This is a genomic window from Marivibrio sp. (assembly GCF_040218065.1).
In the GTDB taxonomy this organism is placed as follows: Bacteria; Pseudomonadota; Alphaproteobacteria; order UBA8366; family Aestuariispiraceae; genus Marivibrio.
In genome coordinates this window covers 96,479-123,304 of record NZ_JAVJQE010000010.1, presented here as the reverse complement: position 1 = coordinate 123,304, position 26,826 = coordinate 96,479, and the positions used below count along the sequence as shown (strand labels likewise).

Here is a 26,826-nt window from a genome sequence, read left to right as displayed (position 1 = left end):
AAAAGTGTTCAAATGGGGGAAATTCCTGACATGGTTGATAAATATAGCGAGTTCATTATATCATGACGCTGTGGAAGTTTCTGTTCTATGGTCCGGACTCGGCGTCATCGTCCGAGACGGGGCCGGAAGACGCGTCGGTCGGGGCGCAGTACATCTCCGTCCTGATGCGGTTGAACGAAGCGGCGCGCTCGCCCTCTCGGGTTTCGGCCGCGCCGCTTCTAGACCTGGTCTGGAGGGAGTTGAGGATCAATGTTCCGAAGGAGAGGCCGTCTCCTGATCCGATGGAGAACCGCAGAAGCTTCTGGTGTTGGAGCCACGCCGTCACCGGCGGCGCGCCGCTGTACAAATGGCGCATGGACGACCTCGAGGTCGTCTGGACGCTGCTGCCCGGCGGCGAGGACGACGCCCCGGTCATGACGGTCCTGGTTCTTCATGTCGGGCTGGATGAAGACGCCGTCTCCGGCGTCGACCTGCTTTGCGACGTTATCGAACCGCGACTTGCGGCGCTTGAGGCGTCTCTGGACGGCTAAGCGCGCAAGGCGCGTTCCTTTGGTTACTGAGGAGCACCCCATGAGTTCGAAGCCTGAAGGCTGGATGACCAAGCGCTGGAATTTCGGCGCGGACCACAAGCTGTCGACGTCTTTCGAGACCGTCCTGCAACGGCTCGAAGCAGAGCAGCCTGAGATCGCCGCCGCCGCGCCGACGACCTCATACGCCATGCGAGTCGGCCGGCGCGTCCAGGAGCAGCGCAAAGCGCTCGGCCTCACGCAGGCGCAACTTGCGGAGAGGGCGGGCCTCAAGCAATCCGCCGTCAGCGGTATAGAGCGCGGAAGCGGTCGCCACGGGCCTACCGCGGCGGTGTTGTGCCGCATCGCCGACGCCTTGGGCGTGCCGCTTGTGATCGAGCCGGCGTCCGCGACGCCGTCGGAGGAAGAGGCGGCGGTCTCTCCCCCGGCGGCCTCGGCGGACGCGGCCAGGGTCCACGAGATGGCGGCTGCCGAGGAGGCGGTGCCGTTGGAGGTGGAGACCACGCTCCCGAACTTCTGGAAAGAGGCGATGGCGCTTAGAAGGGCGCAGCTCGCCCGCCGCAAGGTCAGTGAGAAGCAGACCGCACGGATGAGCGTTTGTCTGAACGTCGACCCGGACACCTTCCTCATTGCGGGGAACCATCTGATCGTCGAGGATAATCCGGCCTCCATGCGGATGTTCACGCCGTTGGTCGGATCGAATTATTTCTCGGGGCACCCCCCGGACGAGAAACTGGCCGAGATCATCAGGGATCGGCTGGAGCACGGCGAGACGGTTGTTGAGATCCTGCAGTCCGCCCTGGCGGGCCTCGCCGCGCGATACAGCGCAGAAGATATGAAGTTTGGCGAAGGGGTCGTGCTGGGCATCACCCAACCCGTCGTCGCAAATCGCGCCCTGGCGCACGATGATTGACCATGACGGAGAGCGCCCCCCATGGCGAAGCCGCCGGGGCTCAAGGCGAAGCCGCCGGCCCTGCCCCGTCGGATTCCGCCTTCTTTCCGGAGCTGGAGGTCACGACGCCGGATCTCCTTCTCTTGGTAGGGCTCGCCATGGCCGCAGTGCCGACAATTCGAGAGACCTATCTCTTGATCGACTACCGCTTGAGACGTCGACGAATTAGTCGAGGGGACGCCGTCGGCGGGGAGGAGATGCGGCGGGTGGAGCTCAACGCCGCCCACGGCGCTTACCAGAAGGCGTTGGAGAACTACAGCGGGTGGATGACCGTGCTCCGGGTGGGCGGCCTGCTGATTGTAGCGCTTCAGATCCTCCACAACGTGACCCACTAACGCGCCCGCGGCTTTTCCCTTTTCTTTTGTGTAGAATTATCGTACCACCCTGCCGACCTTATGATCGGGAGGTGAGCGACATGGCGGATTATGCGGGCGATCTGGCCCCGGGCGAGGCGTGGGCGCTGCTTGAGAAAGAGCCGAATGCGGTTCTGATCGACGTGCGCACGATGGCGGAGTGGCAGTATGTCGGCGTGCCGGACCTCTCCCCGCTCGGCCGGCGGGCGCAGTTCATCGAGTGGCAACGCTTCCCCGACGGCTCCCCCAACCCCGACTTCGCGGCCCAGGCCGAGCAGGCGGCCCCCGATCCGGAGGCGCCGGTCTTGTTCCTGTGCCGGTCGGGCGTGCGCTCGCGCGCGGCGGCGGTCGCGCTGACGGAGGCCGGCTACGCACGCTGCTACAACATCGCCGAGGGCTTCGAGGGCGACAAGGACGCGCGCCATCACCGCGGCGTCGTCGGCGGCTGGAAGGTCGCAGGCCTGCCCTGGATTCAGGGGTGAGGCCGCAGCGGAGATGACCGACAGCGTCGAGTTGGAACCGGGCGACGGTCCGGAGGGACGGGGCGCCGAGGGCCGGGATCCTGAGAGCTGGAGCCGCGACACCCTGCTGGTGCGCGGCGGCTACGCGCGCGGGCCGCACCGCGAGACGGCGGAGCCGCTCGCCCTCACCTCCGGCTACGTCTATGAGACGGCCGAGCAGGCGGAGGCCGCCTTCAAGGGCGAGAACGACGCCTATATCTATTCGCGCTACGGCAATCCGACCGTCTCGATCCTGCAGGAGCGCCTCGCCCAGCTGGAGGGGGCGCAAGCCTGCCGCGCGACGGCCAGCGGAATGGCGGCCGTCTTCGCCGCGCTCGCCTGCCAGCTCTCCGCCGGCGACCGGCTGGTCGCCACGCGGGCGCTGTTCGGCAGCTGCCGGGTCGTCGTCTCGGAAATCCTGCCGCGCTTCGGCGTGACCTGCGAGCTGGTCGACGGCGCGGATCTGGAGGCCTGGCGCGCGGCGCTGGCGAAGGGCGCGAAGGCGGTCTTCCTGGAGACGCCGTCGAACCCGATGCTGGAGCTGGTCGACCTGCCGGCCGTAGCCGAGATGGCGCATGCGGTGGGGGCCTGCGTCGTCGTCGACAACGTCTTCGCGACCCCGCTGCTGCAGCGCCCGCTGACGCTGGGCGCGGACGTCGTCGTCTATTCCGCGACCAAGCATATCGACGGCCAGGGCCGCTGCCTGGGCGGCGCGGTGCTCGGCTCGAAGAGTTTCATCGAGGAGACCTTCACCCCCTTCTATCGGCACACCGGCCCGGCCTTGTCGCCCTTCAACGCCTGGGTGCTGCTGAAGGGGCTGGAGACGCTGCCGCTCAGGGTCGAGCGGCAATGCGAAAGCGCCATGCGCATCGCCCGTTTCCTGGAGACGCGGGGGCGCGGGGTGACGCGGGTCTGGCATCCGGGGCTGAAAAGCTTCCCGCAGCACGATCTGGCGCGCCATCAGATGTCGGGTTTCGGGACGCTCGTCACGTTCGAGGTCGCAGGGGGAAAAGAGGCCGCCTTCCGCGCGCTCAACCGGCTGCGCCTGATCGACATCTCGAACAATCTGGGCGACGCCAAGTGCCTCGTCACCCATCCCGCCACCACGACGCACCAGCGCCTCGCCCCTGAAGAACGCGCGCGCCTCGGCATCACCGACGGGGTGATCCGCCTCTCGGTCGGGCTGGAGACGGCGGAGGATCTGATCGCGGATCTGGATCGGGCGTTGGGGTGACGGGGCTGGCCTGCGCGGGCGCGTTTGCGCGGCTTGCGCTCCCGCGAAGGCGGGGCCTCAAGAGGCCCGCTGAGGCGGAGGAGCGGATCGAGAAAGGTCCCCGCCTTCGCGGGGACGCCCGCTGGGGCGAAAGCGCCCCCTACTCCGCCTCCTCCGCGACGTCGCCATAGACGTCGGCCTCGCCGGCGGCGCGGACTTCCGGGCTGACGCCGGGGCCGCGGCGCTCGGCGCGCGGGGTGCGGCCGAACATGTCGCGATAGCATTTCGAGAAGTGCGAGGCCGACGTGAAGCCGCTGGCGAAGGCGACCTCGGTCACCGGCATCGTCGTCTGGGTCAAGAGCGTGCGCGCCCGATTGAGGCGGAGCTTGAGGTAATAGCGCGCCGGGCTGGTGTTCAGGTAGCGGCGGAACAGCCGCTCCAACTGCCGGCGCGACAGGCCCACGCGCTCGGCGATGTCGTCGCGCGAGAGGGCTTCCTCCGTATTCTTCTCCATCTCGGCGATGGCGCGGATCAGCTTGGGATGGCTGATGCGCAGGCGCGCCTGCAGCGGCAGGCGTTGATCGTCGGAGCCCTCGCGCATGCGCTCATGCATGAACTGTTCGGAGACGGCGGAGGCGAGCTCGGGCCCGTGCGCCGCGCCGATCTCGCTCAACATCATGTCGAGCGCGGCGACGCCGCCCGCGCAGGTGAACCGGTCGCGGTCGATCTCGTAGAGTTCGGCGCGCACGTCGAGATCGGGGAACTCCTCCAGGAAGCTGTCGAGATTCTCCCAATGCAAGGTGCAGCGATAGCCGGTCAGCAGGCCGGCGTGCGCCAGCACATGCGCCCCGGTGCAGATCGCGCCGATATGCGCGCCCTCGCGCGCCCAGCGACGCAGCCAGCCGAACACGGCGTTGTCCTTGTAGACGTGCGCGTCGACGCCGGAGCACAGGATGACGTTGGGCGGCGTCCGATCGTAGTCTGCCACCGATTTGGTCGCCGCGATCGAGATGCCGTTGGAGGCGACCACCGACTGGCCGTCGCGGCTGGCGATCTCCCACTCATATAGCGTCTTGCCGCTCACATAGTTGGCGAGCCGCAAAGGCTCCACCACGCTGGTGAAGGCGATCATCGAGAAATTGGGAATGAGAACCAACGTCAGACGGTCCGGACCGCCGCCGACGCTCTTGAACATCCGTTCGACCATACCGACCAACCCCGCCGTCCACTAGACCTGACGGAACGCCGTCCGCCAGTCAGACCAAGCCGGTCGCTTTTTGTCAGGTCGCGACATGGCCGGGGCGTCGTTGATCGATCTATCCCCTTGACGAGGTTAGCCTAAACGCCTCCCCGCCGCCACGCCGCCTTTAGCCGTGAAGCGACACGGCTCTATGCGACGGGCGTGCGCCTTTGTCAAACGCTTCAAATGCGGCGGCCGGGCGCGTGCCTCTGCGGTCGCTTGCGCAGACGCGACAGGTCCTATCCCCAAGATTCCCGCGGATTTCTTTCTGATCTTCTCGCCGACGCGACATGGGCGAATGTCGCGCTGGATAGAGTATCTGTCGCCGCGCATAAAGGCGCAGCGGCCGGCCCGTCCTATAACGCGCGCTCCGATGGGAGGGGCGCGCCCGCGCGTCCCGCCCCGCTCCGGCGCCGCCGATCGACTGAATTGCGGAGACGCTTCCGCCGACCGGCGCGCCCGACCGACAGGTGGCGCTCTCGCGATGACGAAATACTCGATCTTCTCGCTGATCCGCAACGCGCTCAGCTATCACGAAAACTGGCAGAAGGCCTGGCGCAGCCCCGATCCTAAGCCGGAATACGACGTGATCATCGTCGGCGGCGGCGGTCACGGGCTGGCGACGGCCTACTATCTCGCCAAAGAGTGCGGGATCACCAACGTGGCCGTGATCGAGAAGGGCTGGCTCGGCGGCGGCAACACCGGCCGCAACACGACCATCGTGCGCTCCAACTATCTGTGGGACGAATCGGCCGCGCTCTACGATCACGCGGTCAAGCTCTGGGAGACCATGAGCCAGGATTTGAACTACAATGTGATGTTCTCCCAGCGCGGCCTGTTGCATCTGGCGCACAACGTCCACGACATGCAGGAGATCGGCCGGCGCGGCCACGCCATCAAGCTGAACGGCATCGACAGCGAGTTCATCTCCCCCGCGCAGGTGAAGGAGATGGTCCCCTTCATCAATCTGGAGTGCCGCTATCCGGTGATGGGCGCGCTCCTGCAGCGCCGCGGCGGCACGGCCCGCCATGACGCGGTCGCCTGGGGCTACGCCCGCGCGATCGACGCGATGGGCGTCGACGTCATCCAGAACTGCGAGGTGACCGGCTTCAAGGTCGAGGGCGGCGTCGTGAAGGGCGTCGAGACCAGCCGCGGCTATATCGGCGCCAAGAAGGTCGGCGTCGTGACCGCCGGCCACACCTCGGTGATGGCCGAGATGGCGGGCTTCCGCATGCCGCTGGAGAGCTTCCCGCTGCAGGCCTTCGTGTCCGAGCCGCTGAAGCCGGTGATCGACTGCGTCATCATGTCGAACGCGATCCACGCCTATATCAGCCAGTCCGACAAGGGGGAGTTGGTGATCGGCGGCTCCGGCGACCCGTATGTCAGTTACTCCCAGCGCGGCAGCTTCGATCAGATCGAGCATGTCGCCGGCCCGGTGGTGGAGCTCTACCCGATCTTCAGCCGCGTGCGGATGATGCGCCAATGGGGCGGCATCACCGACGTGACCGTCGACCGCTCGCCGATCATCACCAAGACGCCGGTGGAGAACCTCTATTTCAACTGCGGCTGGGGCACCGGCGGCTTCAAGGCGACGCCGGGCTCGGGCCACGTCTTCGCGCACTCCATCGCCAAGGGCGAGATGCATCCCATCGCCGCCCCCTTCTCGATGGACCGCTTCTACACCGGCGCGCTGATCGACGAAGCGGCCGCCGCCGCCGTCGCGCACTGACCGGGAGGAATTTTCGATGCTGATGATCACATGCCCCTGGTGCGGCGAGCGCGAGCAGATCGAATTCTCCGCCGGCGGCCAGGCCCACATCGCCCGGCCGGAAGACCCCGCCAAGCTCTCCGACGAGGAGTGGGGCGCCTACATCTACGTCCGCGACAACCCCAAGGGCGTGCATTTCGAGCGCTGGGTCCACAGCCACGGCTGCGGCAAGTGGTTCAACGCCGTGCGCCACACGGTGACCGACGTCTTCTGGGACGTCTACACAATGGGCGAAGAGAAGCCGTGGGTCCCGGAAGACTGGGACGGCCTCACGACGCGCGCGCAGTACGAGACGGCCAAGACCGCCGGTCAGACCGCTGAGGGCGGAGAGCAGAAATGAGTCAGAGCCACCGCATCGAGGGCAAAGGGCGGATCGACCGCTCCCGCACGCTCAGCTTCACCTGGAACGGCGCGCGCTATATGGGCCACCCGGGCGACACGCTCGCCTCCGCCTTGCTGGCGAACGGCGTGCGCCTCGTCGGGCGCAGTTTCAAGTACCATCGCCCGCGCGGGATCATGACCGCCGGCTCCGAAGAGCCGAACGCGGTCGTGCAACTCGAAGAAGGCGCGCGGACCGAGCCAAACACGCGCGCCACGGTCACCGAGCTCTATGAAGGCCTGACGGCCCGGCCGCAAAACTGCTGGCCGTCGGTGGAGTTCGACATCGGCGCGATCAACTCCAAGCTCTCGCGCTTCTTCCCGGCCGGCTTCTACTACAAGACCTTCATGTGGCCGCGGAAGCTGTGGGAGCCGGTCTACGAGAAGGTGATCCGCAAGGCCGCCGGCATGGGCGAAAGCCCGATGGAGTGGGACCCCGACAGCTACGCCCAGCATTTCGAGCATTGCGACGTGCTGATCGCGGGCGGCGGCCCGGCCGGCCTCGCCGCCGCGCTGGCCGCGGGCCGCGCCGGCGCGCGCGTGATCCTGGCCGACGAGGGCCCGGAATTCGGCGGCTCGCTGCTGTCCGATGTGCTCGAGGTCGACGGCGAGCCGGCCGACGCCTGGATCGAGAAGACGGTGGCGGAGCTTCAGGCGATGGAGGAGGTCACCCTCCTCCCGCGCACGACGGTCACCGCCTATTACGACCACAATTTCCTGACCGCCTGCGAGCGGGTGACGGACCATCTGGGCCCTCAGGTCGACGACGGCGTCCCGCGCCAGCGCTTCTGGAAGATCCGCGCCCGCCAGACGATCCTGGCGCAGGGTTCGATCGAGCGACCGCTGCTGTTCGCCGACAACGACCGGCCGGGCGTGATGCTGGCCTCCGCCGCGCGCACCTACATCAACCGCTACGGCGTGCTGCCGGGGCGCGAGATCGTGGTCTTCACAGGCCATGACAGCGCCTACAAGACCGCGCTGGACGCCAAGGCCGCCGGCGCGAAGGTCGAGATCGTCGATTTGCGCCCCGACCCGAAAGGCCCGCTGATCGACAAGGCGCGCGCGGCCGGCATCGAAATCCACGCCGGCTGCGGGATCACCGGCACGCGCGGAACCAAGGCGCTGCACGGCTGCGACGTGGCCGAGCTGTCGGAGGACGGCAAGAGCCTGAAGGGCGCGCCCTACTCGCTCGGCTGCGACTGCATCGCGGTCGGCGGCGGCTGGAACCCGACGGTGCATCTCTTCAGCCAGGCCAGAGGCAAACTGAAATGGGACGACGACAAGCAGTGCTTCGTCCCACATTTCTGCCAGCAGCCGACCCGCAGCGTCGGCGCCGGGAACGGGACCTTCGATCTGGCGGGCTGCCTCGCCGAAGGGTTGGCGGCAGGGGCCGCGGCGGCCAAGGACGCGGGCTTCGGCGACGGCGCCGCGCCGGAAGCGCCGGCCGTCGAGATCGAGGAGGAGGGCCCCGCCCGTCAGGTCTGGATCGTGCCCTCCGACAAGCCCCTCGGCCACGGCAAGAAGCACTTCCACGACCACCAGAACGACGTGACCGCGGCCGACATCCATCTTGCCGCACGAGAAGGCTACATCTCGGTCGAGCATCTGAAGCGCTACACCACGACCGGCATGGGCACCGACCAGGGCAAGACGTCCAACGTCAACGCTCTCGCCGTGATGGCGGAGATCCGCGGCGCGCAGATCCCGGAGGTCGGCACCACCACCTTCCGCCCGCCCTACGTTCCCACCCCCTTCGGCGCGGTGACGGGGCAAAACCGACGCGCGCTGTTCCTGCAGGAGCGCACGACGCCGATGCACCCCGCCCATGTCGCCAACGGCGCGGTGTTCGAGGACGTCGGGGACTGGAAGCGCCCCTGGTACTTTCCGAAGGACGGCGAGGACATGGAGGAGGCGGTCCAGCGCGAATGCCGTCAGGCGCGCGAGACCTGCGGGCTCCTCGACGCCTCTACGCTGGGGAAGATCGACATCCAGGGGCCGGACGCCGCCTGGTTCCTCAACATGATCTACACCAACAAGTGGGATCAGCTGAAGGTCGGCTCCGCGCGCTACGGGCTGATGCTGAACGAGCACGGCATGGTCTTCGACGACGGCGTCACCACGCGGCTCGCCGAAGATCACTTCCACATGACCACCACCACCGGCGGCGCCGCGCGCGTCATGGGCTGGCTGGAGGAGTGGCTGCAGACCGAATGGCCGGACCGCCGCGTCTACTGCACCTCGGTCACCGAGCAGTGGGCGGTCTGCACGATCACAGGGCCGAATGCGAAGGCGCTGATGGCGGAGCTCACCGACGACATCGACGTCGATCCGGCGACCTTCCCGTTCCTGACCTTCCGGGAAGGGACGGTCGCCGGCGCGCCGGCGCGCGTCTTCCGAATCAGCTTCACCGGCGATCTGGCCTATGAGATCAACGTGCCGGCGCGCTTCGGCCTGTCGGTCTGGACCACGATCCTGGAACGCGGCTATCGCCACGGCCTCGTCCAGTACGGCACCGAGACCATGCATGTGCTGCGCGCCGAGAAGGGCTTCATCATCGCCGGCCAGGACACGGACGGCACGGTGACGCCGATGGATCTGGGCATGGACTGGATCGTCTCGAAGAAGAAGGACGATTTCCTCGGCCGGCGCTCGCACTTCCGTTCCGACACCGCGCGCGAGGGCAGGAAGCAGCTGGTCGGGATCCTGACGGAGGACCCGAACGTGGTCCTGCCCGAAGGCGCCCATCTGGTGGAGAAGCCGGGCCGCCCGCCGATCCCCATGCTGGGCCATGTGACGTCGAGCTATAGGAGCCCGAATGTCGGGCGCTCGATCGCGATGGGCCTCATCAAGGACGGCCGCAACCGCATCGGCGAGACGCTCTACGCGCCCATGATGGACGGCGAGACGGTGCATCGGGTGACGCTGTGCGAGCCCGTGTTCTTCGACAAGGAAGGGAGCCGGACCAATGGCTGAACCCGGTGTGACCCAGCGCCTCGCGGCGGCCGGCGCCGCCTTCGCGAACCCGCCGCCGGAAGGCTCGACGCCTGCGACGCCGGCCTCGCTCGACGCCGCCGGCGCGCGCTCGCCGCTGGCGGGCCTCGTCGGCCCGACCGGCGGGCCGGTGACGTTTGAGGAGCGGCCGTTCATCGGCAAGATCAGCCTGCGCGGCGATCCTTCGAATTCGAGCTTCATGACCGCGGCGGCCAAGGTCCTCGGCGCCTCGCTGCCGACCGAGCCGCTCCGCTTCCTCGACCATGACGGCTACCGCATCCATTGGGTGGGCCCGGATCACTGGATGATCTATGCCCCGGAGGGGGCGGAGGGGCCGCTGAAGGCGAAGCTCGACGCCGCGCTGGACGGGATCCACCACGCCGCCGTCGACGTCTCGGACTACTACACCGTGATCCGGGTTTCGGGCCTCAAGGCTCGCGCCCTAATGCAGAAGGGCTGCCCCCTCGACCTGCACCCGCGGGCCTTCGGCCCCGGCAAATGCGCCGGCACGGTCTTCCACCACGCGGCGATCTTCGCAGCCCAGATCGACGCGCTCGACGACGGCTCGGCTGTCTACGACGTCCAGATCCGCTGGTCCTTCGCCCGCTACCTCTGGGACTACTTCGCCGACGGCGCGCGGGAGTGGGCGGGGGCGTAAAGGCCCTCTACGCCTCTCGATGACAAGCGGGACCCTGCCTGAGGCGGCGGGACGTGGCGCCCGCCGGCAACGATGTGACAGGCCTCAGGCAGGAGTCGCCGCTTTCGCAGGGACGGGTTTTTTGCTCAAAGAAAGCCGGAGTCCCCGTCGTCCCGGCCGCAGAGCCGGGACGACCGGAGCCTGAGCGCCCCTCCTACACCGGTTGGCCCGGCTCAAGGCCGGGACGACGATACGAACCCAATTTTTCCCGGACGGCGCCGCCCTCAACGCGGAAAGCTCATTCTCATCCTCCCCTCGAGTGGGGGGAGGCTCGAGGTGGGGGTGCGGGCCGCAAAGCGCGCTGATCAACCATCTCGGCGCTGCAGCGCCCAGGCGACCGTCTAACGAAGACCCCTCACCCCGACGGCGTCACCGGCGTGTAGTTGCGCGGCGACTCGTAGCAGCTCTTCAGCCGCGGCATGAAATCAGGCAGCGGGATCAGGTTGAAGAGGTAGGTATAGGAGGCGCCGTCCCGACCGCCGTCGGCGGCGCCGTCGGTCGCCTCCCACAGCTTGACCACGGCCGCGTCGCCGCCGAAGCCGAAATCCGCGACGACGCTGTTGTAGATGTTGTCGTACCAGTCGACGTAGGCTTGGTTGACCGAGCCGGCCTGCTTGTCGAACATTTCCGGCGTCTCGCCGAAGCGAGCCTCGTACATCTGATTGTAGCGCGGGAAGAAGGCCCCGGATTTCAGGTTCGGCAATACGAAGAACCAATGATCCTGCCGCGGCCCGCCGTCGATCGAATAGGCGAGGCGGAAGGGCTTGGTCGACTCGCCGATCGTCTCTGCGTGGCTGATCCAAAGGCGCGGGTTCTGCTCGCCCTCGTCGCACAGGAAATAGAGGAACGCCCCGCCGTCCTCGGACTGCAGGCGGAAGCCGGTGACGGCCGTGCCGTCGCGCGGATCCTTGCCGTCGACGGGAATCGGATTGGCCGCCGCCGGTCCGCCCGCGACGCCGAGGCCCAGCGCCAACAGCGCGGCCGCAAGACAAGGTCCCCACCTCATGCGGCGAAGTTTAGCGGGCGCTTGCGCTTTACGCACGCCGTTTGCGCCAGTAAAGCTGGGATCGACCCGCATTTCCACTACCGACCGGAGACGACTTCATGGCCTTTTCCCCCCGCTCCCCGCTGCGTCGTCTGGCGCTCGCCCTCGGCCTCGGCCTGACGCTGTCGGCCGGCGGCGCCGCGGCGCAAAATCTCGATCCCGAGAACACGCTGATCATGACGCTCGAAGGCGGCGAGGTGACGATCGCCATGCGCCCCGACCTCGCCCCCGACCATGTGGAGCGCATCAAGACCCTGACTCGCGAGAAGTTCTACGACGGGGTGGTCTTCCACCGCGTGATCGACGGCTTCATGGCGCAGACCGGGGACCCGACCGGCACCGGGACCGGCGGCAGCAGCTATCCCGACCTGAAGGCCGAGTTCTCCGACGCGCCGCATGTGCGCGGCACGGTCTCGATGGCCCGCACGCCGGACCCGAATTCCGCCAACAGCCAGTTCTTCATCGTCTTCGACCGCGCCCCGCACCTGAACGGCCAATACACCGTCTGGGGCGAGGTGGTCGACGGCATGGCGCTGATCGACGATCTGAAAAAGGGCGCGCCCGGCAGCGGCATGGTCCGCGATCCCGACCAGATCGTCACGCTGCGGGTTATGGCGGACGTGCAGTAAGCGGGCGGTTCTTGCCGATCGGGGCCTGACGCGATACTCTTTATCTGGATGCGGGAGAAACCCGCGTCAGGCCCCGCGGCGGCCGGTCGCCGCGCACGAGCGGTTTTCACGGGACGGCAGAAGGTCGCCCCCTTCGTGGAGGACGGACGCGACATGTCCAGCATCTCCGGCGCATCCGTGGCGTTGTCCGCCGCGGTCACCAAGCAGAACTTTGCGATCGCCGCGGTCAAGCAACAGCAGCGCATGGACGAAGCCGTCCTGCAGCTCGTCACCCAGGCGGTTCAACAGACCGGCTCCCAAGCGCTCAACAGCGGCGGACGCGGCCAACTGGTCAATCTGCTGACCTAAGGCCCGTGCGCCGGCCCCGCGCCCGCGCTTTTCCTTGCGTCCGGTGAACGCAGGCGCTATCCAGCCCGCTATTCCCAACCCCGCTGGATTCCAAGCCATTCCATGCCCGAACAGGTCCCTGAGTTCGACCCGAGCGCACTCTCGCCGCGCAAGCAGGCGATCCGCGAATTCGCGGACCGCATCGCCGACGAGCGCGCCGACTGGCGGGCGCGCAACGCCGGCTATTATCAGGATGATCGGGCGTATATGCGGTTTCTCGTTCCGCCGGGGAAGACGGTGCTGGATCTCGGCTGCGGCGACGGCGAACTGCTGGCCGCGCTTGAGCCGAAAATCGGCGTCGGCGTGGACTTCTCCGACAAGATGGTCGAGCAGGCGCGCGCCCAGCATCCGGACCTGCGCTTTCACCACGGCGATGTGGAGCGGCTCGCCCCTCTGGTCGAGCGCCTCTTGGCCGATAACGGGGGACGTCCCTACGACGTGATCGTGCTCAGCGACACGGTTGGTTATCTCGACGATTGTCAGGCGACGCTGGAAGGGCTGCACGGGCTGTGCGGGCCGGAGACGCGCGTTGTCGTCGCCTACTACTCCAGCCTGTGGGAGCCGATCCTGCGGCTCGGCGAAATCGCCAAGCTCAAGATGCGCCAGCCGGAGGTCAATTATCTCGGCGCGAAGGACGTCGAGACGATCCTCGCGCTCGCCGATTTCGAGCCGATCAAGACCGAATGGCGCCAGATCGTCCCACGACGGCTCCTCGGCCTGGGGACCGTGATCAACCGTTTCATCGGCACCTTGCCGGTGATCCGGCGCGTTGCGCTCAGGCATTACGTGGTCGCGCGCTCCAGCCGGGCGGTGCGGCCGGCGAATCTGTCGGCGACGGTGCTCGTCCCTTGCCGCAACGAGAAGGGCAACATCGAAAGCGCCATCACCCGCCTGCCCCGCTTCTGCGAGGATATCGAGGTGATCTATGTCGAGGGCAACAGTTCCGACGGCACCTTCGAGGAATGCGAGCGCGTGCGCGACCACTACGCCCGCGCCGAGAACGGCGGCTGGGACATCAAGGTCTTCAAGCAGCCGGGCAAGGGCAAGGCCGACGCGGTCTGGACCGGCTTCGATCAGGCGCGCGGCGACATTCTGATGATCCTGGACGCGGACCTGACCATGCCGCCGGAGGAACTGCCGAAATACTACCAGGCGATCGCCCGCGGAAAGGGCGAGTTCGTCAACGGCTCGCGCCTCGTCTACCCGATGGAGAAGGGCGCGATGCGCTTCCTGAACTATTGGGCGAACCGGACTTTCGCGCTGATCTTTTCGTTCCTTTTGAACCAGCGTTTCACCGACACCTTGTGCGGCACCAAGGTCATCACGCGCAAAGACTACGAGGCGTTGAAGGAAGGGCGCAGCTATTTCGGCGATTTCGACCCGTTCGGCGATTTCGACCTGATCTTCGGGGCTGCGAAGCTGAATCTCAGAATCGTCGAGGTGCCGATCCGCTACGCCGACCGCACCTACGGCGAACCGCAGATCAGCCGCTTCCGGGACGGTTGGCTCTTGCTGAAGATGGTGGTCTTCGCCTGGCGCAAGCTGAAGGCCTTTTGAGCGCCATGACTGGGGCGGAGGGCAGCGTCGACCCGCGGCTCGCCGCGCATCGGCGGATCTGGGAGAAGAAGGCGAGCCTCCGCGCGGTCTACGCCGACTATTACCGGCGCATGGCGGCCTCCCTGCCCAAGGAAGGCGTGTGGCTGGAGATCGGGGCGGGGTCCGGCCATTCCGAAGGCGTGCTGAACGCCGACGTCTGCATGGACATCCTGGAAAGCCCCTGGATCGACGTCGTCGGCGACGCCCACCGCCTGCCCTTCCCGGACGAGAGCCTCGACGGGATCGCCATGCTGGACGTGCTGCACCATCTGGGCGACCCGGCGCGATTCTTCGAAGAGAGCGCGCGCGTGCTCAAGCCCGGCGGTCGGATCGTGATGCTGGATCCCGGGATTACCCCGCTGTCCTGGCTGTTCTATCACTTCCTGCACGAAGAGCCGGTGGACATGACGGCCGATCCGCTTTCCCCGGCGGCGAACGCGACCGACAAGGACCCGTTCGACAGCAATCAGGCGATCCCCACCCTGCTGTTCAAACGCGAAGAGCGTCGCATCGCGCTGAGCGATCGGGTTCCCGAGCTGCGCACCGTCGAGCGCCGCTGGCTCAGCCTCTTCGCCTATCCGCTGACCGGCGGCTTCAAAGGGTGGAGCTTGTTGCCCGCCAAATGGGCCGACGGGCTGTTGCGCCTCGAGGAGCGGCTGTTGCCCTATCTCGGCATGTGGGCCGCGTTCCGCATCTTCATCGTGATGGAGAAGCGGCCGCTCGGCGAGCGCGCCGGTCGGTCGCGTCAGAAGCGGAAATAGATAAAGCTGTCCGACACGCTGACGAACATCAGCGTCGCAAAGGCGAGCGCCGCGCCGCAAGCGGCCAGCGCGGCGGCGCGCCCCTTGCTCAGCGGCGGCGCCTCAGCCAGTTTCTCTACGCTCGGCCCGAAGCAAACCGCCGCGGCGATAAGCAGAACCGCCCAGTCGGTCCAACTAGCGCTAAGCGCCCCGGGCGTCCCCAACGAGGCGGCGTAGCGTTGCATTCCGGAGAAGTCGAAGACGAAGAGCAACCAGCCCGCGGACACGAGGCTGAAGCTCCCCGCCCACTGAAGCGCGCGGGGAAGCGCGTCCCACGCCGGCCGGACCAGCCGGTAACCCGCGACGAGAACAGCGTGGTAAAGGCCCCAGATCACAAAAGTCCAGCCGGCCCCATGCCACAACCCGCAGACGGCGAAGACGATCAGAATGTTTCGGCTGTAGCGCTCGTTCCCGCCGAGCGGCCGGTATAGGTAGTCGCGAATCCAGTAGGATAGGGTCACGTGCCAGCGGCGCCAGAACTCCCGCGGGTTCAGCGCCTCGTAAGGACGCAGGAAGTTTAGCGGAAGACGGACGCCGAACAGAAGCCCGAGCCCGATCGCCGCCAGCGAATATCCGTAGAAATCGAAATAGATCTGAAAACTATAGCCGAAAATCAGAAACAGCGAGGCGTCGAGACCGAGGTTGTCCGGCGCCTCGACGAACGGGGCGAGGCTGCGGGCCAGGCTGTCCGCGAGGAGGACCTTAAGCGCCAACCCGCAGACGATGTACACGACCCCCGTATAAAGCTGCTCGGCGCTGGGTCGAAACCGGGTCAAGGACTTGAGGGCGTCCGCGACCTGTTCAAACCGAACGATCGGCCCCGCGACCAGCTGTGGAAAAAAGCTCACATACAGCGCAAACCGTCGAAACGGCGGGGGCTCCGCGACTTGCATGCGATAGCGGTCGATGGCGTACGAAACGACCTGAAAGGTGAAGAACGACACGCCGGCGGGCAGCGCGACGTCCCACAGAATGTCGAGACCTTGATAGGCCTCGGGTCCGACGGCGCCTGACGGAGGGCTGAGCCCCATCGAACCGAGAATGAAGCCGAGATACTTGTAGTACACCAAGGCGAGGATCGGCGGAATGATTGCGACCGCCAGCCTTACGCGATCCCCCGGAAAGCGCGGGGACCTGCACACGAGATAGATCCAAGCGATGTCGAAGGCCAGCACGAGGGCGTGCTCGAGGCCCGAGAAACCGTAGAAGACGAAAGACGCGAGGGTGAGCGTCGCCACTCGATACGGCCGCAGGAACGGCGCGTAGAACAGCATCAAAACGGCCGGCAGGAAAAGAAACAGAAAGGCGAAGTCGTTGAAAATCACCGCTGGGCGCTCCCACGCTCGCCTAGGGCGTCTGCCAGCGCTGCGCCGATATACCGGCCCAGCGCCGAACCCGGAGCGTGCGTCGCGTCCGGCCAGGCGACGCCTTGCACGAACGGGGCGGAGCTCTCCGCCGCCATGCAGTCGACCCCGGCGGACTCGCAGGCCTTGAGAAACTGCTGCAGGAGCGCCGGTCGTCGGCTCTCTATCGGCAGGACCGAATGGTGGACGGGCGATTCAACGACGACCACGCGGACGCCGTAGCGCCGCTGCAACTCCCCCAACCGTTGAATGTCGGCGGCCAGATAGAAGGGCAAGATCTGGCGTTGAGTCAACGTCAGGCGCGGGAAAGCCCGCGCACGCTCCTCCTCGGCGGGTGGGGCGAAGGAGCCGTCCAGGCGATAGGCGCCCGTAATATCGTCTGCGTCTTGGTCGAGGAGAACCTTGCGCCAGTAGTCGGCGTTGAAAGCGCTCGTGACGCCCTGCGCCTCGAGACGCACGGCGCGCACAGCGGCTCTCGCCACCTGGCGCGGCGGCGCCTGCTCCTTTAGTCCGAGCGTTACATCAGTTGCAAGCCGGCGCAAACGCACGATCTGATCAGGGACTTGGGGAGGGCCCGAATAGTCCAAGTGCAAGTTGTCGAGGCTGATGAGGCTCGTCGCGGGCGCCTTTCCCGCCGCTGCCAACCGCTCGAGCGTCAACACGCTTGCGCGGTACGAGAGCCCCGGAACCGAGAAATTGAAATATTGATCCGGGTCGAGGCCGAGGTCCTGCGCGCTCACGCGCACCGAGCGAGAGTTGCCGAAGAGTCCGAGCGTGTAAACCGGATTGTGGCGCGCGTGCGCCATTTTGGCGGCCTGCAGATCGACCGTGCGGCGCCCGTGAAGCTCGGCGGCCGCCAGCCGTTCGGTGGTCGCAAAGTGGTCGGTTTCACTTGGCCGCTGGGCGAAATAGACGACGAGAAAGCCGGCGAGCGTGAACAGGCCTGAAAGATACAGGAACGTTCGCGCGGCGTTGGACGCCGCCGCGCCGGCGGCCGGTTCGGCAGGGCGCGACCTTCTCCTGAACCGCCAGAAATCTCGCAGCACGCCGTCCCCCGCCGTTCCCGCCCGACCACTCGGGCTCTTAGCTTGTTTGCGCGAGGCGATCAACGCCGGCCGCCGCGCCGGGTGCAGGCCGACGACGGCGGGCGACGGCGGGAGTCTTGCGATGCAGAGGGCTAGGGTCAGACCGTCCGCCGAAGCCCGATCCGCTCCAGCAAGGTCCGCGCGGCGCTCCGCTAGGCGGCGGCTGAGCGGTCCGGGGACGATTATCTTAAATGGCCCTACTCATAGTCGCCTCTGCGCCCTATCTATAGGGCCAATCGTGAGCAAGAACGGCGTGACGGCACAGCGACGCGCGCGGCATGGAGCGATGATGAGCGCGTACGGGACCACTAAGCTTTCGGTCAATCTCAACAAAGTGGCGTTGCTGCGCAACCAGCGCGACGTCGGCTATCCCGACCCGGTCGCCGCGGGCCGGACGATCCTGAAAGCCGGCGCGCACGGCCTGACCGTTCACCCGCGCCCCGACGAGCGGCACATCCGCAAGGCCGACGTCCACGCGCTGGCCGAGATGCTGGAGGCGGAGGGCTGGCGCGACCGCGGCGTCGAGTACAACATCGAAGGCAATCCGTTCGACGACTACATGGCCCTCGTCGCCGCCGTGCGGCCGAACCAGGCGACGCTGGTGCCGGACAGCCCGGAGGCCGCCACCTCCGACAACGGCTGGGACGTGTTCGCGGAGGCCGATCGCCTCGCCGATCGCATCGCCGCGCTGCACGAGGCGGGCGCGCGCGTCTCCCTTTTCATGAACGCGGAGGCCGACGCGGGCCGCGCGGCCGAGGTGATGGCCAAGGCGGCCGAACTGGGCGCCGACCGGGTCGAGCTCTACACCGGCCCCTACGCCCACGCCTTCGAGACGACGGAGCGCGCGCGGATCCTGGCCGACTACGTCCAGACGGCGGAGGCGGCGACGGCCGCCGGCCTGCTGATCAACGCCGGCCATGATCTGACGACGGAGAACGTCGGCGCGCTGATGAACGCCCTGCCGCGCCTCGACGAGGTCTCGATCGGCCACGCCTTCATCGCAGACGCCCTGTGGATGGGCTTCGAGGGCGCGACCAAGGCTTATCTCGACGCGCTGGGCGCGAAGCCCGCTGCGGGCCGCCGGGCGGCCTGACGGTCGAGGACTGCGCCGCGGCCAAGCGCCTTGACCCTCCCGAATCCGGCGCGTACGACCTTTTGAAACGCAGCAAAGCGGAAAAAGGTCGCCCCCATGAAACGCGCGCTCATCACCGGCATCACCGGGCAGGACGGCTCCTATCTGGCGGAGCTTTTGTTGGGGAAAGGCTATGAGGTGCACGGCATCGTGCGCCGGGCGTCAACCTTCAACACCGAGCGGATCGACCACATCTATCAGGACCCGCACGAGACCGGCGCGCGCCTGAAACTGCATTACGGCGATCTGGCGGACGGAACCGGTCTGCGCCGTCTGCTGGAGCATGTGAAGCCGGACGAAGTCTACAATCTCGGCGCCCAAAGCCATGTGCGCGTCAGTTTCGACCAGCCGGAATACACCGCCGACGTGGTCGGCACCGGGACGCTGAGGCTTTTGGAGGCGGTGCGCGACTACATCAACAACACCGGCAATCAGGTGCGCGTCTATCAGGCCGGCTCGTCCGAGATGTACGGCGCAGCCCCCGCGCCGCAGTCCGAGGCGACGCCCTTTTATCCGCGAAGCCCCTATGCGGTCGGCAAGGTGGCGGCCTATTGGTTCGGGGTGAACTACCGCGAAGCCTACGGCATTTATCTCGCCAACGGGATTCTCTTCAATCACGAGAGCCCGCGTCGCGGCGAGACCTTCGTCACCCGGAAAATCACCCAGGCCGTCGGCCGCATCAAGATGGGCCTGCAGGAAAAGCTCTTTCTCGGCAATCTGGACGCCAAGCGCGACTGGGGCTTCGCCGGCGACTACGTCGAGGCGATGTGGCTGATGCTGCAGCAGGAGTCGCCCGACGACTACGTCGTCGCCACCGGCGAGACCCATTCGGTGCGCGAGTTCCTGGAAGCGGCGTTCGGCGAGGCGGGCCTGGACTACAAGGATTTCGTCGAATTCGATCCGCGCTATCTTCGTCCGACCGAGGTCGACCTGCTGCTCGGCGACCCAAGCAAGGCGCGCGCGGCCCTAGGCTGGGCGCCGAAGGTAGGCTTCGCAGAGTTGGTGACGATGATGGTCGCGCACGACCTGGAGCAGGCCGAACGGGAAAAGACCCTGGTCGAGGCCGGCTACACGGTCGCCCAGCGTCACTACGCCTGAGCGGACCGCGCGGAGCCGCATCGTCCACCGAGCGCCCCGAAGGCGGCCAGCAGCACGAAGGCGAACTCGACCGGCAATCGGAATCTGGAGAGCCCGTAGAACGGGAAGATCAACGCGAAGAAAAGGATCGCTCCGCTGAGCAGCAGCAGCAGATCCCAGCGCCCGGCGCGAACCATCCGATAGATTCCGACCAGCCCCAGAATCCGCGTCGCCGCCACGTAGCTGAGAGCCGCAACCCAGATTAGGATCAGGAAGGCGTCGGCCTCCTGCAAGGCGCCTGTCACGGCGTCCAGATAATCCGACTCCTCCGTGCGTTGCATGAAGGCGAAGGGCGCCGCCTGAGGCTCGCCGGCAAGGATGAACAGTCGACCCGCGCCGCCGCCGCCCAGGAACTGAAGCGTCGCCATCGTCACGTTGCGCAGAATGACGCCGACGGGATAGTCGAGGATCTTTTCAAGCGCCGCGTCGCGCAGGACGACCTGCCGCTCCGCCTCGCTCAACACAGCCCAATCTCCCTCATAGGCCTCAGCCGTCCGTCTCTGCGCCGCCTGCATGCGCGCCTCCGCCTCGGCGCCCCCGACCCCTTCGGCGATCATCTCCAGCTGAGTCGCCGCCCCCCACAGGTAATAGGTCGTATTGCCCTGCCCCGTCATCCGCCACCCTTCGCCCAACGCCGCGTTCCGAGCCATCCAAGGGGCGGTCGTCGCGCCGCCGACGGCGAGACAGACCAGCAGCCCGGCCCCCAGGCGGCGCCATGGCGTCCGCCCCCGCGCGGCCAACGCCAAGACGGGCGCGCCGAGGACGGCGGCCGCCAGCAGCACCTGCCCCTCCGGACGGATCAAAGCGGCCGCCCCAAGGGCGGCGCCGAGCCCCGCCCCAAGGCTCAGGCCGGGATGTCGAGCGAAGCGGATCAACAAATAGGCGGCAAGCGCGGTCGTCAGCGCGAACAATGTCTCGCTTTGGACGTAGAAAGCCGCCCCGAAACTGTTCGGGTTGAACGCCGCTAGGCCGAATGCGAGGGGTCCCAGCCCCGCGCCTTCCTCCTCCGCCCAACGTGCGATCAGGGCAGCCGTGGCCAAGAGAATCGCAAGCTGAACGGCCACGACAAGCGCCGGATAGCCGTCGTCGGCGAGCGTCATGGCCGCCGCTACAAACGCCGGGTAGCCCGGCGGCCGCTCCGTCAGAGGCGTCTCGGGCGCCGCCGGATCGACGAAGCCGAGCCCGGAAGCCAAGCCGTATGCCGGATTGATCCAACTGCCGGCGTCGGCCGCATGGCGCACGAACGTCTCGGAGGGGACGGCCGCAAGAAGGGCGGCGGCGATCAGACAGTAAAGCCCGCCGAGGGCCCAATAGACGCGCGCCCTATCGGCGGCCGCGGCGCTCAATTTTCGTCCTCCGGACGGCCTCGCTCGGCTGTGAGGAAGTCGACCAGGCGCTCGCCGGACCACGCGGAGACCTCGTGCCGGGCGTGGCTTTCATCGAGGAGAACCTGGAAGGCGCCTCCCTGCCCCAACGTCTCAAGCCGGGCCTTGATCGCCGGCTCGTAGAGCCGTCCGAGACGATTGCGGTAGCAACAGCGATCGTAGCGATTGAATATCTGCAGATAGGCGCGATCCTCCCCGACGGCCGCCAGAAGCGGAATCTCGAGATAGTTCGTCGCCTGAAGAAGCGGCGGGTAGAGGTGGGGCGGCGTCCACTCCCCGCTGTTCGTCCGGTCGCGCATGTAGAGCGGCAGGAAGGAAGCGACCGAGGCGCTGCGCGCGAAGCGCGGATCGACCGCAGCGGCGGTCGCACTCACCCAACCGCCGGCCGAAAAGCCGATCACGTCCACGCTGCGCGCCCCGTGCGCCCGGCGCAGGTGGTTGGCGACGACGATCGGCGGCTCGATGTAGAAGCGAAGCGGTCTGTCCGCGAAGAACAGCAGGAAGTCGTGATCGAAATTGATCGGGCCGAAGCGCGGATGGTCGTACCGTTGGTAGGCGTTCTCGGCGTAACCGGGAAAGTTCAACGCCGCGACCGTGAACCCCGCCCGCAGCAGGCGGTCGATTAAGGGCTGAGCCTGGCTGACGTCGCCGGCGTAGCCATGGTTGTAGATCACGGCGCGGCCCGTGCCGTCAGGCGGCGTCAGAATCCAGCCGACCGATTGGTAGTTCGCCTCGATGGGAATCTCGACCCGCTCCACCTGCAAGCCGCTCACCGCGCGGCCCAGGCCATAGGCGGCCTGATCGTGGGGCGTCACCTGCGCTGGGCCGCGCGCGGCCGGCAGTCCGGCCTCGCCCCAAATCGCCGCGATTACGTCCGCACGGATAGCGGCCAGCGCGGGCGCGTCCTCCGGCCGGATCAGGCTCGCCGGATCGACGGCCTCGATCTCAGGGCGGACGTCGTCATAGATGAATTCCGACTCCGCGAAGAGCCGCTTGTAGAGGATGTATCCTTCCTCGGTCTTCCGCGCATACCAGACCAGCGCCAGCAGCGCTGCGAGCGTCAGGGCAAGCGCGCACAGCGCGATCCGCCGCCAATCGGCCGCAGGAACCGCGTCGGCTTCGCGATCGACGATCGTCGGCCCCATCAGGCGCGCCGCAGGCAAGGCGGCGCAGGCGAGAAACACGATCTGCCACCAGGCGGACCAGATGGAGAAGTTGGCCAGCGAACTGACCCAGAAGGCCGCCAGGACAGCTAACGCGGCGTATCCCCCGGCACGGCCCGTCAAGGCCTGTCTCGCAAACGCCAAAGCCAAGGCAAGTTGGCTCGCAAGCAGCAGCAGAACGCCCGGCGCGCCGGTCTCGGCGAAAACTTCGAGCACCCAGTTATGCGGATGCGAGGGGATGTACTCCTGATTGAGATCGAGAACCTGCTCGTTGGCTCCCGGCGCCTCATTGATCGTGTTGACGCCGAAGCCCAGGATCGGGCGCTCCAGCGCCTTGTCGAGGGCGAATCCCCAAATCGCCTGCCGATGCAGATCAATCACCGGCAGGGGCGGATCGGCGGCCTGCTCCTCGGTTATCGGCGGAGCGGGGAGCTGCAGCATCACGATCCCGCCCAAGGCGACGGCCCCGGCCATAAGAGAGGCCGCGCTCGCCCGCCGGATCGCCGGACTCGCCCGCCGCATCAAACGCACCAGCAAGACCGACGCGGCCGCCGCCGCTAGCCCGCCCAGCGCCGCCCTGCCGGTCTGCAGACCGTTCCCCCAGATCAAGAAGCCGCCGGCGATGAGCGACGCCAGCGCGCACGCCAAAAGCCACCCGCCCCGCCGCCAACCGATCCAAAGCGCCGCCGGCGTCGCGAGGGCGACGACCGACATGTAGCTCTTGAAGAAGGTGAGCGGGTCGGTGAGATCGCGCGTGAAGGGCGCGAACGCCCGCAGCAGCCCCTCCGCCCCGTACATGGCGATCGCGGCGGCCACGGTGCAGGCGGCGAACGCGACAAGGAAGCAGGTCTCCCCCAATCGTCGCGCGTCGGCCCGTTCGGCGAGAACCATCACAATCAAGCAGGCCGCCGCGATGAACGCGGCGATGCGCAGCACCACCTCGGCCGACCCCCACGGGTCTTGCGAGAAAAGGCAGGTCGCCGCCCACCAAAGACCGGTCGCCAGGCCGAGCGCGCCGGCCGGCGTGAAGATCAGGCCCTGCAGCCGCCAGCGGAGAATCCGATCGCGCAGCGCCGGCGCGGCCGCGATGGTCGCCAACCCGAAAAGGACAGCTAGGACGGTGTTCCCGAAGATGACGAGCGGAGCCGACAAGCCGAGCAGCGCGCCGACGACGCGCGGGCGATCGGCCAGACGCCACCAGAGCGCCGCCTCCTCAGCGAGACGAAGGGCCCGCGCCGAAGCCTCCGCCGGGGTGGGCAGGCGCCGCCGCAGAGCCGAGCCGAAGCGCGCCGATCCGATCAATCGATCATCCCTCGCGCGCGCAGCGCAGTAATCACCTGCTCCGCCGCCTCCTCCACGGTCAGCGAGGACGCGTCGAGACGCAGTTCCGGCGCCTCAGGCGCTTCGTAGGGACTATCGACGCCGGTGAAGTTCTTGATCGCGCCCTCGCGCGCCTTGGCGTAGAGCCCCTTGGGATCGCGGCTCTCGCAGACGTCGAGCGGGGTGTCGATGAAGACCTCGAGGAACTCGTCCTCCTCGACCAACGAGCGGGCGAGCGCGCGTTCGCTGCGGAAAGGCGAGATAAAGGAGACGAGGACGATCAGACCCGCATCGACGAAGAGCTTCGCCACTTCGCCCACGCGGCGGATGTTCTCCACCCGGTCGGCGTCGGTGAAGCCGAGATCGCGGTTTAGCCCGTGGCGGACATTGTCGCCGTCCAGCGTGTAGGTGTGCCGGCCGAGCGCCGTCAGCTTCTTCTCTACCAGATTGGCGATGGTCGACTTGCCCGCCCCGGAGAGCCCGGTGAACCACAGCACCGCCGGCTTCTGGCCCTTGGCCGCGGCCCGCGCGCGCTTGTCCACGTCAAGCGCCTGCCAATGCAGGTTGGTCGCGCGGCGCAGACCGAAGGAGATCATGCCCGCGCCCACCGTCTGGTTGGTGTAGCGGTCGATGATGATGAAGGCGCCGGTCTCGCGATTGTCCTGGTAGCGGTCGTAGGCGACGGCCCGGTCGAGCGCGACGTTGCAGAACACCACCTCGTTCAGCGTCGCCGTCTTGCCGGACGCCTTCTCGAGCGTGTTGACGTTGATCTTGTGCTTCAGCTCGGTGACCGCGCCGTAGGCTTCGGCGGGGCCGAACTTGAAGAGATACTGCCGCTCGGGAAGCATCTCGGCGTCAGCCATCCAGATGATGTGGGCGGCGAACTGGTCGGTCACCTGCGCCGGGGCGTCGGCCGCCGCCAGCACGTCGCCGCGCGAGACGTCGATCTCATCCTCGAGCGTCAGGGTCACCGACTGGCCGGCCTGCGCTTCGTCCAGATCGCGCTTGTAGTCGACGATCCGGGCGACGCGGCTCTTGCGGCCCGAGGGCAAGGCGACGATCTCCTGCCCCGGCTTGACCCGTCCGGCCGAGATCACGCCGCAGAAGCCGCGGAAGTCAAGATGCGGCCGATTGACGTACTGCACCGCCAAACGTAAGGGCCGGGCCGCCCAGTCCTGCGCGGTCTCGATCGTCTCCAGCACTTCGATCAAGGTCGGGCCGTCGTACCAGGGCGTCTCCGCCGCGCCCCGGCGCAGCACGTTCGAGCCGTCGAGCGCGGACAGCGGAATCGGCGTCACGCTCTCAAAGCCGAGTTGGTCGGCGAACGCCTGATAGTCGCCCACGATGCGCTCGAACGTCGCCTTGTCGTAGCCGACCAGATCCATCTTGTTGACCGCCAGCACCACGTGCCGGATGCCGGTCAGGCTGGCGATAAAGCTGTGGCGCTTGGTCTGGGTGAGCACGCCCTTACGCGCGTCGATCAGGATGACGGCGGCCTCCGCCGTTGAGGCGCCGGTCGCCATGTTGCGGGTGTACTGCTCGTGCCCCGGGGTGTCGGCGACGATGAACTTGCGCTTGTCGGTCGCGAAGAAGCGATAAGCGACGTCGATGGTGATGCCCTGTTCGCGCTCGGCCTGCAGACCGTCGACCAGCAGCGCTAGGTCGATCCCGCCCTTCACGGTGCCGCTCGTCTTGCTGTCCCGCTCCAAGGCCGAGAGCTGATCTTCGAAGATCAGCTTGCTGTCGAACAGCAGCCGCCCGATCAGGGTCGACTTGCCATCGTCGACGCTGCCGCAAGTGATGAAGCGCAGCAGGTCCTTGCGCTCCTGCTCCTCCAGGAAGCGCTCGACCTCCTCGGGGCTCTGCGCATCGGCGATCGCGGAGAGCGTGGGATCGCTCATCAGAAGTAGCCCTCCTGCTTCTTCTTCTCCATCGATCCCGACTGGTCGTGGTCGATGATGCGGCCCTGGCGCTCGGAGGTGCGGCTGACGAGGGTTTCCTGGATGATCTCCGGCAAGGTCTCCGCCCCGCTCTCGATCGCCGCGGTCAGCGGATAGCAGCCGAGCGTGCGGAACCGGACCTTCTTCATCATCGGCTGTTCGCCGGGCGCCATCGGGATGCGGTCGTCGTCGACCATGATCAGCTGGCCGTCGCGCTCAACCACCGGGCGCTCCTTGGCGAAATAGAGATCCGGGATCTCGATCCCCTCCAGATGGATGTACTGCCAGATGTCGAGCTCGGTCCAATTGCTGATCGGGAAGGCGCGGATGCTCTCCCCCTTGGCGATGCGGGTGTTGTAGATGTTCCAAAGCTCGGGGCGCTGGCTCTTCGGATCCCAGCGGTGATCCTTGGTGCGGAAGGAGAAGACGCGCTCCTTCGCGCGGCTCTTCTCTTCGTCCCGCCGCGCGCCGCCGATGGCGGCGTCGAAGCCGTACTTGGTCAGCGCCTGCTTCAGCGCCTGGGTCTTCATCACGTCGGTGTGGACGGCCGAGCCGTGGCTGAAAGGATTGACCCCCCGCGCCAGGCCCTCCTCGTTCGTGTGGACGATCAGATCCATGCCGATCTCGGCCGCCCGCCGGTCGCGGAACTGGATCATCTCCTTGAACTTCCAGGTCGTGTCGATGTGCAGCATCGGAAACGGCGGCGGCGCCGGGTAGAACGCCTTCTCCGCCAGATGCAGCATGCAGGAGCTGTCCTTGCCGATGGAGTACATCATCACCGGCCGTTCGAAGGCGGCCGCGACTTCGCGGATGATGTGGATCGCCTCGGCCTCAATGCGGCGGAGGTGGGTGAAAACGGCGTTTTTCATGTCTCTTTTCTTTATCGCGGTCCCGCGAGAAGGCCTTTTGCACAGGCGTCGTGTTTAACCAAAGCAATCGGTTCCCACAATGGTTTCCGCCACCGCCGTCGGAGGCGGATTAGCCCGGAAAACGGCGCGCGGGAGGTCTCTCGGCGCGTGATTCGACAGCGTCCGCCGCCGGGGCCGCCGGACCGCAAACGATCCGATCCGTTGCGGCCTGTCGGCCGACCTCTCGAGAAGACTTTCGGCTTGTATAGAGGCGCGTGTGGATCACGATCGGTTCCCGGCGAAACGCCGCCGCCTTCAATCGCGCAACGACTCCGACCCAAAGACCGCCGCGAAGGGAAGCGGGTGGAAAGCGGCG

At 67.0% G+C, this 26,826-nt stretch carries 23 protein-coding genes; 15 read left to right on the top strand and 8 right to left on the bottom strand.

Annotation, left to right across the window (positions count from 1 at the left end; translation table 11 throughout):
- Positions 1-62: 62 nt before the first annotated feature.
- The 5 genes from RIB45_RS10600 (at position 63) to metZ (ending at position 3,566) form a co-directional block, all read left to right on the top strand.
- Positions 63-530: a hypothetical protein gene (locus RIB45_RS10600; protein WP_350050239.1), complete on the top strand. Its 468-nt coding sequence runs from the start codon at positions 63-65 to the stop codon at positions 528-530.
- A 64-nt stretch (positions 531-594) separates the two neighbouring features.
- Positions 595-1,440: a helix-turn-helix domain-containing protein gene (locus RIB45_RS10595; RefSeq protein ID WP_350050238.1), complete on the top strand. Its 846-nt coding sequence runs from the start codon at positions 595-597 to the stop codon at positions 1,438-1,440.
- A gap of 2 nt (positions 1,441-1,442) precedes the next feature.
- On the top strand, positions 1,443-1,814 hold the full coding sequence (locus RIB45_RS10590) for a hypothetical protein (RefSeq protein WP_350050237.1): 372 nt from the start codon (positions 1,443-1,445) through the stop codon (positions 1,812-1,814).
- An 80-nt stretch (positions 1,815-1,894) separates the two neighbouring features.
- On the top strand, positions 1,895-2,314 hold the full coding sequence (locus tag RIB45_RS10585; protein WP_350050236.1) for a rhodanese-like domain-containing protein: 420 nt from the start codon (positions 1,895-1,897) through the stop codon (positions 2,312-2,314).
- Between the two features lie 13 nt (positions 2,315-2,327).
- The gene (gene metZ, locus RIB45_RS10580) at positions 2,328-3,566 is read left to right on the top strand and encodes an O-succinylhomoserine sulfhydrylase (protein ID WP_350050235.1); all 1,239 of its coding nucleotides are present in this window, start codon (positions 2,328-2,330) and stop codon (positions 3,564-3,566) included.
- Positions 3,567-3,705: 139 nt separating this feature from the next.
- Here metZ and RIB45_RS10575 read toward each other — a convergent pair whose 3' ends face one another.
- On the bottom strand, positions 3,706-4,752 hold the full coding sequence (locus tag RIB45_RS10575; RefSeq protein WP_350050234.1) for a GlxA family transcriptional regulator: 1,047 nt from the start codon (positions 4,750-4,752) through the stop codon (positions 3,706-3,708).
- Between the two features lie 517 nt (positions 4,753-5,269).
- Here RIB45_RS10575 and RIB45_RS10570 point away from each other — a divergent pair.
- Genes RIB45_RS10570 through RIB45_RS10555 form a run of 4 tightly spaced genes read left to right on the top strand, consistent with a single transcriptional unit; the run spans position 5,270 to position 10,580 of the window.
- The gene (locus tag RIB45_RS10570; RefSeq protein ID WP_350050233.1) at positions 5,270-6,514 is read left to right on the top strand and encodes a sarcosine oxidase subunit beta family protein; all 1,245 of its coding nucleotides are present in this window, start codon (positions 5,270-5,272) and stop codon (positions 6,512-6,514) included.
- 16 nt (positions 6,515-6,530) lie between these two features.
- Positions 6,531-6,893 (top strand): sarcosine oxidase subunit delta, encoded by a 363-nt coding sequence (locus tag RIB45_RS10565; protein ID WP_350050232.1) that lies wholly within the window; start codon positions 6,531-6,533, stop codon positions 6,891-6,893.
- Entirely contained in the window at positions 6,890-9,904 is a 3,015-nt protein-coding gene (locus RIB45_RS10560; protein WP_350050231.1) for a sarcosine oxidase subunit alpha family protein, read from the top strand. Before RIB45_RS10565 ends, RIB45_RS10560 begins: the two co-directional genes overlap by 4 nt.
- The gene (locus RIB45_RS10555) at positions 9,897-10,580 is read left to right on the top strand and encodes a sarcosine oxidase subunit gamma (RefSeq protein ID WP_350050230.1); all 684 of its coding nucleotides are present in this window, start codon (positions 9,897-9,899) and stop codon (positions 10,578-10,580) included. Before RIB45_RS10560 ends, RIB45_RS10555 begins: the two co-directional genes overlap by 8 nt.
- Positions 10,581-10,974: 394 nt before the next feature.
- On the opposite strand, the gene RIB45_RS10550 is transcribed toward RIB45_RS10555, so the two are convergent.
- Positions 10,975-11,625, bottom strand: a complete 651-nt coding sequence (locus RIB45_RS10550; protein WP_350050229.1) for a hypothetical protein — start codon at positions 11,623-11,625, stop codon at positions 10,975-10,977.
- A 98-nt stretch (positions 11,626-11,723) separates the two neighbouring features.
- On the opposite strand from RIB45_RS10550, the gene RIB45_RS10545 reads away from it, so the two are divergent.
- From RIB45_RS10545 to RIB45_RS10530, 4 genes are all read left to right on the top strand, one after another.
- Complete coding sequence (locus tag RIB45_RS10545) at positions 11,724-12,293, top strand: peptidylprolyl isomerase (RefSeq protein WP_350050228.1); 570 nt, start codon at positions 11,724-11,726, stop codon at positions 12,291-12,293.
- Positions 12,294-12,446: 153 nt separating this feature from the next.
- Positions 12,447-12,641, top strand: a complete 195-nt coding sequence (locus tag RIB45_RS10540) for a hypothetical protein (RefSeq protein ID WP_350050227.1) — start codon at positions 12,447-12,449, stop codon at positions 12,639-12,641.
- 102 nt (positions 12,642-12,743) lie between these two features.
- The gene (locus RIB45_RS10535; RefSeq protein WP_350050226.1) at positions 12,744-14,237 is read left to right on the top strand and encodes a glycosyltransferase; all 1,494 of its coding nucleotides are present in this window, start codon (positions 12,744-12,746) and stop codon (positions 14,235-14,237) included.
- 5 nt (positions 14,238-14,242) lie between these two features.
- A complete protein-coding gene (locus RIB45_RS10530; protein WP_350050225.1) occupies positions 14,243-15,037 on the top strand; it encodes a class I SAM-dependent methyltransferase in 795 nt (264 codons plus the stop codon).
- Here the strand turns inward: RIB45_RS10530 and RIB45_RS10525 are convergent.
- Together RIB45_RS10525 and RIB45_RS10520 are read right to left on the bottom strand one after the other, a co-directional pair.
- Positions 15,022-16,401, bottom strand: coding sequence for an MBOAT family O-acyltransferase (locus RIB45_RS10525; RefSeq protein ID WP_350050224.1), 1,380 nt, complete (start codon positions 16,399-16,401; stop codon positions 15,022-15,024). The two genes, RIB45_RS10530 and RIB45_RS10525, sit on opposite strands and share 16 nt — an antisense overlap.
- Positions 16,398-17,486 carry a hypothetical protein gene (locus RIB45_RS10520; RefSeq protein ID WP_350050223.1) on the bottom strand — a complete coding sequence of 363 codons (1,089 nt, stop codon included), beginning with the start codon at positions 17,484-17,486 and terminating at the stop codon, positions 16,398-16,400. Before RIB45_RS10520 ends, RIB45_RS10525 begins: the two co-directional genes overlap by 4 nt.
- A 328-nt stretch (positions 17,487-17,814) precedes the next feature.
- Between RIB45_RS10520 and RIB45_RS10515 the strand changes: the two genes are divergently transcribed.
- Together RIB45_RS10515 and gmd are read left to right on the top strand one after the other, a co-directional pair.
- Positions 17,815-18,618, top strand: a complete 804-nt coding sequence (locus RIB45_RS10515) for a pyridoxine 5'-phosphate synthase (protein ID WP_350050222.1) — start codon at positions 17,815-17,817, stop codon at positions 18,616-18,618.
- Positions 18,619-18,714: 96 nt separating this feature from the next.
- The gene (gene gmd / locus RIB45_RS10510; protein ID WP_350050221.1) at positions 18,715-19,755 is read left to right on the top strand and encodes a GDP-mannose 4,6-dehydratase; all 1,041 of its coding nucleotides are present in this window, start codon (positions 18,715-18,717) and stop codon (positions 19,753-19,755) included.
- Here the strand turns inward: gmd and RIB45_RS10505 are convergent.
- Genes RIB45_RS10505 through cysD form a run of 4 tightly spaced genes read right to left on the bottom strand, consistent with a single transcriptional unit; the run spans position 19,746 to position 26,471 of the window.
- Positions 19,746-21,140, bottom strand: a complete 1,395-nt coding sequence (locus RIB45_RS10505; protein WP_350050220.1) for a glycosyltransferase family 39 protein — start codon at positions 21,138-21,140, stop codon at positions 19,746-19,748. The two genes, gmd and RIB45_RS10505, sit on opposite strands and share 10 nt — an antisense overlap.
- Positions 21,137-23,644, bottom strand: a complete 2,508-nt coding sequence (locus RIB45_RS10500) for an alpha/beta fold hydrolase (protein ID WP_350050219.1) — start codon at positions 23,642-23,644, stop codon at positions 21,137-21,139. Before RIB45_RS10500 ends, RIB45_RS10505 begins: the two co-directional genes overlap by 4 nt.
- Positions 23,641-25,563, bottom strand: coding sequence for a sulfate adenylyltransferase subunit CysN (gene cysN, locus RIB45_RS10495; protein WP_350050218.1), 1,923 nt, complete (start codon positions 25,561-25,563; stop codon positions 23,641-23,643). Before cysN ends, RIB45_RS10500 begins: the two co-directional genes overlap by 4 nt.
- Positions 25,563-26,471 carry a sulfate adenylyltransferase subunit CysD gene (gene cysD, locus RIB45_RS10490; protein WP_350050217.1) on the bottom strand — a complete coding sequence of 303 codons (909 nt, stop codon included), beginning with the start codon at positions 26,469-26,471 and terminating at the stop codon, positions 25,563-25,565. The genes cysN and cysD overlap by 1 nt, the downstream gene beginning before the upstream one ends.
- Between the last annotated feature and the right edge of the window lie 355 nt (positions 26,472-26,826).